This window comes from Mesorhizobium sp. M2A.F.Ca.ET.039.01.1.1, from assembly GCF_003998035.1.
Lineage (GTDB): Bacteria > Pseudomonadota > Alphaproteobacteria > Rhizobiales > Rhizobiaceae > Mesorhizobium.
On the sequence record NZ_RZRY01000253.1, the window covers coordinates 1 to 8,375 of the forward strand.

The 8,375-nt window shown below is 64.0% G+C and carries 11 protein-coding genes; 3 read left to right on the forward strand and 8 right to left on the reverse strand.

Annotation, left to right across the window (positions count from 1 at the left end):
- Both EOA24_RS19340 and panB read right to left on the reverse strand, forming a co-directional pair.
- On the reverse strand, positions 1-286 hold a 286-nt coding region (locus EOA24_RS19340; RefSeq protein ID WP_145992534.1), incomplete at its 3' end, for a pantoate--beta-alanine ligase.
- Positions 283-1,122: a 3-methyl-2-oxobutanoate hydroxymethyltransferase gene (panB, locus tag EOA24_RS19345; RefSeq protein WP_126082845.1), complete on the reverse strand. Its 840-nt coding sequence runs from the start codon at positions 1,120-1,122 to the stop codon at positions 283-285. The genes panB and EOA24_RS19340, both read right to left, overlap by 4 nt.
- 212 nt (positions 1,123-1,334) lie before the next feature.
- Here panB and EOA24_RS19350 point away from each other — a divergent pair, with 212 nt between their 5' ends.
- The 3 genes from EOA24_RS19350 to EOA24_RS19360 all read left to right on the forward strand — a co-directional run bounded on the left by EOA24_RS19350 (position 1,335) and on the right by EOA24_RS19360 (position 2,940).
- Entirely contained in the window at positions 1,335-1,733 is a 399-nt protein-coding gene (locus tag EOA24_RS19350; RefSeq protein WP_127409982.1) for an NADH:ubiquinone oxidoreductase subunit NDUFA12, read from the forward strand.
- Positions 1,734-1,867: 134 nt separating this feature from the next.
- Positions 1,868-2,497 (forward strand): DUF2155 domain-containing protein, encoded by a 630-nt coding sequence (locus EOA24_RS19355; protein ID WP_245467065.1) that lies wholly within the window; start codon positions 1,868-1,870, stop codon positions 2,495-2,497.
- Between the two features lie 59 nt (positions 2,498-2,556).
- Positions 2,557-2,940 (forward strand): hypothetical protein, encoded by a 384-nt coding sequence (locus EOA24_RS19360; protein ID WP_126082844.1) that lies wholly within the window; start codon positions 2,557-2,559, stop codon positions 2,938-2,940.
- A gap of 2 nt (positions 2,941-2,942) precedes the next feature.
- Here EOA24_RS19360 and aat read toward each other — a convergent pair whose 3' ends face one another.
- The 6 genes from aat to EOA24_RS19390 form a co-directional block, all read right to left on the reverse strand.
- Complete coding sequence (gene aat / locus EOA24_RS19365; protein ID WP_126082843.1) at positions 2,943-3,560, reverse strand: leucyl/phenylalanyl-tRNA--protein transferase; 618 nt, start codon at positions 3,558-3,560, stop codon at positions 2,943-2,945.
- Between the two features lie 12 nt (positions 3,561-3,572).
- A complete protein-coding gene (accC, locus tag EOA24_RS19370) occupies positions 3,573-4,916 on the reverse strand; it encodes an acetyl-CoA carboxylase biotin carboxylase subunit (protein WP_126082842.1) in 1,344 nt (447 codons plus the stop codon).
- 13 nt (positions 4,917-4,929) lie between these two features.
- Complete coding sequence (accB, locus tag EOA24_RS19375) at positions 4,930-5,397, reverse strand: acetyl-CoA carboxylase biotin carboxyl carrier protein (RefSeq protein ID WP_126082841.1); 468 nt, start codon at positions 5,395-5,397, stop codon at positions 4,930-4,932.
- 26 nt (positions 5,398-5,423) lie between these two features.
- On the reverse strand, positions 5,424-5,858 hold the full coding sequence (gene aroQ, locus EOA24_RS19380) for a type II 3-dehydroquinate dehydratase (RefSeq protein WP_042643880.1): 435 nt from the start codon (positions 5,856-5,858) through the stop codon (positions 5,424-5,426).
- A 132-nt stretch (positions 5,859-5,990) separates the two neighbouring features.
- Positions 5,991-6,818, reverse strand: coding sequence for a DsbA family protein (locus EOA24_RS19385; protein WP_126082840.1), 828 nt, complete (start codon positions 6,816-6,818; stop codon positions 5,991-5,993).
- 58 nt (positions 6,819-6,876) lie between these two features.
- Complete coding sequence (locus tag EOA24_RS19390; protein WP_126082839.1) at positions 6,877-8,289, reverse strand: M48 family metalloprotease; 1,413 nt, start codon at positions 8,287-8,289, stop codon at positions 6,877-6,879.
- Positions 8,290-8,375: the final 86 nt, after the last annotated feature.

Genomic DNA, 8,375 nt, shown 5'->3' on the forward strand with positions numbered 1-8,375 from the left:
GCGTGAAGGCGAGATGCGCTCCGGCTTCGGCCAGCCGGTCGAGGTCGCGGGCAAGTTGGCGCGGATATTTGTCGAGGTCTTCCGTCGGCGCGGACTGCGCCGGATTGACGAAGATCGAGACGACGCAGCGCTCGGCGCTTGCAAGCGCCATCCTGACCAGCGAGATGTGGCCGTCATGCAGCGCGCCCATGGTCGGCACCATGGCGACCCTGAGTCCGGCCCGGCGCCACTCGCGCACCTGGGCGCGAAGGGCGGCGACGCTGTCGACGACGATTGCAGTGCTCATGTCTCGTCCTTGCCGGAGGTCGTCGTGAAGACGTGGTCGGGGCCGGGAAAGGCGCGGCTGCGCACCTCGGCCGCGTAGCGCGCCGCCGCATCGGCGATCACGCTGCGCAAGTTGGCGTATTCCTTCACGAATTTAGGCACGCGGTCGACGGTCATGCCGACCATGTCGTCGATCACCAGGATCTGGCCGTCGCAGTCGGCGCTGGCGCCGATACCAATGGTCGGTATGGAAATATGACGGGTCAACTTCGCGGCCACAGCCTCCATCGTTCCCTCTATGACAACCGAGAAAGCGCCGGCCTTTTCCACCGCCTCGGCGTCGCGGAAGAGCGCTGCGATGTTCTCCTCCGTGCGGCCCTTGATCCTGTATCCGCCGTCCCTTTCCACCGACTGTGGCTGCAGGCCGATATGACCCATCACCGGTATTCCCGCCGCAACGATGGCCGCGATCTGGGCGGCTATGTCGACGCCGCCTTCGAGCTTCACGGCCTGGCAGCCCGTTTCCTCGACAATGCGCTTCGCGGACGTCGAGGCTTGCGCCGGCGAGGCCTCATAGCTACCCGCCGGCATGTCGACCACGACGCAGGCCTTGGCCGAGCCGCGCATCACAGCCTGGCCGTGGGCGATCATCATCTCCAGCGAGGCGCCAAGCGTGGTGGCGTGGCCATGCAGAACCATGGCGACGCTGTCGCCGACCAGGAGCAGGTCGACATGCGGATCGAGCAGGCGGGCGACAGGGTAGGTATAGGCGGTGAGGCACACGATCGGCACGCCGCCCTTGCGGCGGCGAATATCTTCGGCGTTGATCCGGCTGTCGGCGGACGGTTTCCGGGTCAATCGTCACCTCCCTGAAGGCGCCCCGAACCGGGGCGGGTCGAGCTTTAGAAAGACAGGCAAGGCTTTGCAAGCCGCCCTGCCGCCAGCGGAGCGGCTGCATCGATTTAGCGCACGAAGCATTACATTCCGGGAGCGGCAAAACCCTTGCCTTCGCGGTGGCGTGACGCCATAAGCAGGGGAGAGGCGCAGCCGCTGCCGCCGCGAGGATCTGGATGAAAACTTTCCTGCTGCAGTTTTTCACTTGGTGGAACAGCCAGACGCTTGGCACCCGCTTCCACACCTGGCGCTTCGGCAAGAAGGTCGGCGAGGACGAAGCAGGCAACGTCTATTATGAAGGCGGTGTCGATTCGGAAGGTCGCCCCCGCCGTTGGGTGATCTACCGCGACTATTCGGAAGCCTCGAAGATCCCGCCCGGCTGGCATGGATGGATCCATCACCGCGTCGACACGCCCCCTTCGGGCGAGAGCTACAAGGCGCGCGAGTGGCAGAAGCCGCATCGGGCGAACCTCACGGGAACGCCCGGCGCCTATCGGCCGCAAGGTTCGATCTTGACCAACCAGCATCGTCCGCAAGTGACCGGCGACTACGATGCCTGGACGCCGGGATCGTAATCACCCGGATCGCAATTCAAGGCGTCGCTTCGATCCTTTATCGCCACAATTGGCGTTTAGCTGCTTGCTGACTGCGCAGCCATGATTAGCCTTGGGCATTGAAGAATCACCCGGGCACAACCACCGGTGTTTGCATGAGCGATCCAGAGCAATTCCAGGAAAAGTGCGCAGCGGTTTTCCGTTCGGAATTGCGGCTCAGGATTCCAGCCCAAATCTCTAAGGCGCTGATCGCTGGGACGTCCCTTCTGCTTGCCTCGACAGCCGCTTTCGCCGCCGCGCAGGCGCCGGCCCCTGCGCCGGCTGCCTCCGAGCGTATCACCAACCCATTGGCCGAATTCGCCGGCATAGACAAGATCACCGGCCGCATCATCACCTTCGACGTCTATGTCGACGAGACCGTGCAGTTCGGCGCTTTGCAGGTCACGCCCCGCGTCTGCTATTCGCGGCCGGACACGGAGCAGCCGAAGACCGATTCCTTCGTCGAGGTCGACGAGATCACGCTCGATCGCAAGATCCGTCGCATCTTCACCGGTTGGATGTTTGCCGAAAGCCCTGGTCTCAACGCCGTCGAGCACGCCGTCTATGACGTCTGGCTCAAGGGCTGCAAGCAGAAGTCGGACGTGCCGCCGCCGACCGCGGCAAAGGCCGAGACGGGCAAGCCGAAGACCCAGGCCGCCAAGCCCAAGGCCGCGGCGGAGCCGGCGACCGAGCCGGCTGGCGCTGCCCCCGAGCCGACCGACGACGATCCCTCCAGCACCAACTGATCCCGGAACCTGCCCGCCTTTCAGCCGTTCCAACTCGGCAAGGCGAGGAGGATTCCGCGATGACCGCCACGAAGCCGATCATGGCCAACAAGCAAGAGCTTCTCGACATCGAGAAGGGCTTCTGGACCGGCGATTCCGCCTATTATGAAGCCAATGCCGATGTGGAATGCCTGGTGGCGTTTCCGCAAATGGCTAAGGCGATGACCAACTCCGAACTGGCGGCGACAGCCAGCAAACCCAACCGTTGGCGCGACCTCGACATCAAGCTGAAGGGCATGGTCGAGCCGGGCAGCGATATCATCATGCTGACTTACGAAGCGCGCGCGACGCGTGAGAACGGCGAATCCTATGCCGCGCTGGTCAGCACCGGCTATGTTCACCGCGCCGACGGCTGGAAGATGATGTTTCACGCGCAGACGCCGATGGATACGGCGCGGGACTGACCTCAGGGATAGAAGACGGCCTCGCCCTTCAGCGCCTCGGCCAGCAGCTTCTCATACTGGCCGCGCGGCACGTCGATGGCGCCGAAGCGCTTCAAATGCTCGGTGGTGAACTGCGTGTCGAGCAGCGCGAAGCCGCGCGCCTTCAGCCGCTCGACGAGATAATAGAGGCAGGTCTTAGAGGCATCGGTCTCCCTGGCGAACATGCTCTCGCCGAAGAACACGCGCCCGAGCGAAACGCCGTAAAGGCCGCCGACCAGACGGTCCTCGCGCCAGGCTTCGACCGAATGGCAGTGGCCGAGGCAATGGAGCTCGACATAGGCTTCGCGGATCGGCGCATTGATCCAGGTCGAGCGGCGCTCTTCGCGCTTCTCGGCGCAGCCGTCGATCGTCGCCTCGAAATCGAAATCGTAGCGGATCTCGAACGGGTGCTTGCGGATCGTTTTCTTGAGGCTGCGCGGCGTGTGGAACCCGTCCAGCGGAATGATGCCGCGCGTCTCCGGCCGCACCCAGAACACTTCCGGGTCGTCGGCGCTCTCGGCCATCGGGAATACGCCCGAGGCGTAAGCCCTGAGCAGCAGGTCGGTCGGGATGCGATAGCCTGGCGCGTAGGGGCGGGTCATCGCATCCCCGTGCTATTCACCCTTGGCCAGGTATTTTTCCAGCCAGTGGATATCGTAGTCGCCATTGGCGATGTCGGGATTGCCGACAAGGTCGCGAAACAGCGGCAGTGTCGTCTTGATGCCGTCGACGACGAATTCATCAAGCGCGCGGCGCAGCCGCATCATGCATTCCACGCGGTTGCGGCCATGCACGATCAGCTTGCCGATCAGGCTGTCGTAATAAGGCGGGATCTTGTAGCCGGAATAGACACCGGAATCGACGCGGACGCCGAGGCCGCCCGGCGTATGGAAATGCGTGATCGTGCCGGGCGAAGGCGTGAAGGTCCGCGGGTCCTCGGCGTTGATGCGGCACTCGATGGCGTGGCCGGTGAACTTGATGTCCTCCTGCCTGACCGACAGCCCGCCGCCGGAAGCGACGCGGATCTGCTCATGCACGAGGTCGATGCCGGTGATCGCTTCGGTCACCGGATGCTCGACCTGCAGTCGCGTGTTCATCTCGATGAAATAGAACTCGCCATTCTCATAGAGGAACTCGATCGTGCCTGCGCCTGAATAGCCGAGATCGGCGATCGCTTTGGCGCAGATGCCGCCGATGCGCGAACGTTCCTCGGCGTTGAGCGCGGGCGAATTGGCCTCCTCCCACACCTTCTGGTGGCGCCGCTGCAGCGAGCAGTCGCGTTCGCCGAAATGCACGCCGCGGCCGGCGCCGTCGCCGAACACCTGCACCTCGATATGGCGCGGCTTTTCCAGATATTTCTCGATATACACTGCGTCGTCGCCAAAGGCCGCGCCGGCTTCCGACTTTGCCGTCTGCAACGCGACTTCGAGGTCCGCTTCGGTGTGCGCCACCTTCATGCCGCGGCCGCCGCCGCCGGCGGAGGCCTTGATGATCACCGGATAGCCGATCTCGGCCGCAACGCGCTTGGCTTCCTTCTCGTCGCTGATCGCGCCGTCGGAGCCGGGCACCACGGGAATGCCGAGACGCTTTGCCGTGCGCTTGGCCTCGATCTTGTCACCCATGATGCGGATATGGTCGCCGGAGGGGCCGATGAAGGTGATGTTGTGGGCGGCGAGGATATCGGCGAATTTGGCGTTTTCGGACAGAAAGCCGTAGCCCGGATGCACGGCGTCGGCGCCGGTGATCTCGCAGGCGGCGACGATCTGGTGGATGTTGAGGTAGCTTTCGCGCGACGGCGGCGGGCCGATGCAGACGCTCTCGTCGGCGAGCCGCACATGCATGGCGTCGGAATCCGCGGTCGAGTGGACCACCACCGTCTGGATGCCGAGCTCCTTGCAGGCGCGCAGCACCCGGAGCGCGATTTCGCCGCGATTGGCGATGAGGATCTTCTGGAACATCTCTTGGCTGTTCCTACTCGAGGACCACCAGCGGCATTCCGTACTCGACCGGCTGGGCGTCCTCGATGAGGATCGCCGTCACCGTGCCGGCGCGCGGCGAAGGAATCTGGTTCATCGTCTTCATCGCCTCGATGATGAGAAGCGTCTGGCCTTCCTTCACCTTCTGGCCGATCTCGACGAACGGCTTGGCGTCGGGCGAGGGCGCCAGATAGGCGGTGCCGACCATCGGCGAAGGCACGGCATTCTTGGACGGATCGGCAGGCGCCGCGGCGACGGCCGCTGCCGGCTGAGCCGCGGCGGCGACGGGAGCGGCGATCGCGGGCAGGGGCGCGGCAACCGCATGGACAGCCTGCGACTGGCGCGACACGCGCACCTTGAGGTCGCCGAGCTCGACCTCGATCTCCGTCAGATTGGTGTCGTTCAGGATGCCCGCCAGGTCGCGGATCAGTTGCTGGTCAACACCGTTCTTTTTTATCGACATTTTCGAGCCTTCTGTTTGGGGGCCGGTCACAGGCGTGCCGCCAGTGCCTGCAGCGCGAGCGTGTAGCCGAGCGGCCCGAACCCGCAGATCATGCCGACAGCGACCGGCGCGACCATGGAGACGTGGCGGAAGGGCTCCCGCGCGTGGATGTTGGAAAGATGCACCTCCGCGACGGGCAGCGGCGCAACAGAGCGGATGGCGTCGTGGATGGCAATCGAGGTGTGGCTGTAGGCGCCGGGATTGATGACGATGCCTGCAGCCTTCTCGCCGGCTTCCTGGATCCAATCGACCAGATCGCCCTCATGATTGGACTGGCGAAAATCGATCCCGAGCCCGAGCGCGGCGCCCGCCGCCTTGCAATCCTCTTCGATGGCCGCAAGCGTCTTGCCGCCATAAATTCCCGGCTCGCGTTTGCCGAGCGCATTGAGATTGGGACCGTTGAGGACGAAAATCGTTTTCAATATGCCGACCTTGTTTCACGCCGACCCCAAGCCGGCGCACTGGGCCTCTATAATGGGCATAGCCGCCCGCGAAAAGAGCGCAAGTGCGTTCTTACGCTGTCCACAGCGGCCGGCTTTTGTATCCGCAAGCGCCTACAGTGCGCTCTTGGCCTCTTCGATCTTTTCCGCCAGAACCTGCTGGCCGAGCGCTCCGAAGATCACCTCGTTGCCGACCACATAGGACGGCGTGCCAGTGATCGACAGTTTCGTCGCAAGGTCATAGGTGCGCGAAAGCGTCTCGGCGATGCGCGGATCCTTCATCTTCTCGCGCAGCGTCGCCTCATCGGCGCCGAGCAAAAGCGCCACCTTGATAGCGGTCGCTTCGGTGGCGCGGCCCTGGCCGCCGAGCAGCGCGGTGTGGAATTCGCCGTATTTCTCCGGATGCATCAGGTGGAACGCCATGGAGACGACGCTGGCCTTCTGCGAATCGGGGCTCAGGATCGGGAACTCCTTGAGGACGAAGCGCAGGTCCGGATCGGACTTGGTCAACGCCTGCATGTCCTCGATGGCGCGTTTGCAAAAACCGCAATTGTAGTCGTAGAACTCGACGATCGTGACCTTGCCCTTGGGGTTGCCGACGACGCCGTCGAACGTCGAGTTGAAGATCTCGTCCTTGGAATTCTTGATGACGCCGAGTGCCGCAAGCCGCTGCTCTTCCTTCTGCTTGGCCTCGAGCGCGTCCTGCACCTCGAGCAGCACTTCCGGGTTCTTCAAGAGGTAGTCGCGGATGATGCCCTCGACCTCCTTGCGATCGATCTTGGTATCGGCGGCCGCCTGGGTGTCGGCGGAGGACGTGACCTGGGCGACCTGCACGGTATCGGCCTTCGCGGCCTGCGGATTTCCCGCCACGAAACCGAAGGCCAGCATGCCGAGCGCCACCGCCAGGCCGCCGGCACTGCCAAGCAGGATTGCCTTGTTCATTATCGTCGTCCTTTTTCCTGTTCCGGTCCGCCTTCGTCGTCGCCGACGTCCGGGAGGTTCATTTGAGTTTGTTAGACGGTGTGTAGTTTATAATATCCTGAGCGCGCACCCAGCGGGGTTCGCCGCGCTTCAATTTCTGTTGAGCGCGCATGGCGAAGATCTTCGCATTCTTGTAGTCGCCCGCATAGTAATGGCCCTCTGCGGTGGCAAGATCGGCGGCCGGAATGTCGCCCTGTTCTCCATAGGCCTGCGCCAGGAAGCGATAGGCTTCGGCATTCTCCTTGTCCCGCCCGACGCCGTTGTTGAGCTGGACCACGGCCTTTTTCAGCGAATCGGGCGTGCCCACCGCCATCAGCGCCTGGCCGAGCGAGACCAGCAGCAGTCCGGAATGCGCGGGATCGAGGCTCACCGCCTTGGCATAGGCGTCCGCCGCGTCCTTCGGCTTGTTGGCCTTCATCAGGATATCGCCGCGCAGCTCCTGGAAATAGGGGTTCTTCGGCTGTTCCTTGATCAGCGCCGCCGTCTTGGTCAGCGCGGCGCCTGGATTGCCGTAAAGATAGGTCTGCTGCGCGTCGCCATAGCGCGAGGCGAGGCTGGTCGGATTCTTGCGCATCAGCCGCGCGACAGCCGCCTGGCCCTGCATATAGGCGGCGATCTTGATGCGCATCATGTCGTGCCGCTGCTGCAGCGCCGGCGGGTCGACAACATTGACGAAGGGGCTCTGCTTGACCAGCACTTCAAGGTTGGAGATGCGCTCCTGCGGCATCGGATGGCTGATCCGGTAGGGATCCACCTGGGTGCCGGCGAGCGACAGCGCGCTCTGGAAGCGGCCGAAGGTCTTCAGCATGCCCATGCCTGACTGGCCGGTGGCGTTGAGATAGGTGATCGCCGAGCGGTCGGCGGTGATCTCTTCGGTACGCTGATAGGCAAGGATCGAGCGCTGCGCCATCTCGCCGCCGCCGGCGGCGACGCCCATGCCGGCGCCCGCCAGGCCCTTGCTGTTGGTGGTGGCGCCGGCCACCATGGCGCCGGCGCCGAGCAGCGTGGCGATGATGGCCATTGTCTTGGCGCGGTCGAGCTGGTCGCGCAATTTCTGCTGATGTCCGCCCGCGATATGGCCGGCCTCGTGCGCGATGACGCCGATGATCTCGTTCGGCGTTTCGGCGGTCACCAGCGCGCCGGTGTTGACGAACAGGCGCCGCCCGGTGACGAAGGCGTTGAAACTCGGATCGTTGACCAGAACGATGTCGATGCCGTCATTGGCAAGCCCGGCGGCCTTGAAGATCGGCCGGGCATAATCGCGCACCAGCGCCTCGATCTCGGCGTCGCGCACCACCGGCACGCCCTGCGCGAAGGCGCTGACCGAGCCGGACACGGCAACGGCGGCGGCAAGCATAAGCGTCGCGAAGCCGCGCGCGGTTCGGCTGAGGGAGGTCGATCTGCCAATCGATGGTCGGAGTCGGCTCAACATAGGTCCACTGGTAGACGAGCGGGCGAAAGATGAAAAGTCGGCGCCGGCAACTTCCTGCGCGCTTGTGATCCCCACATCAATCGGGC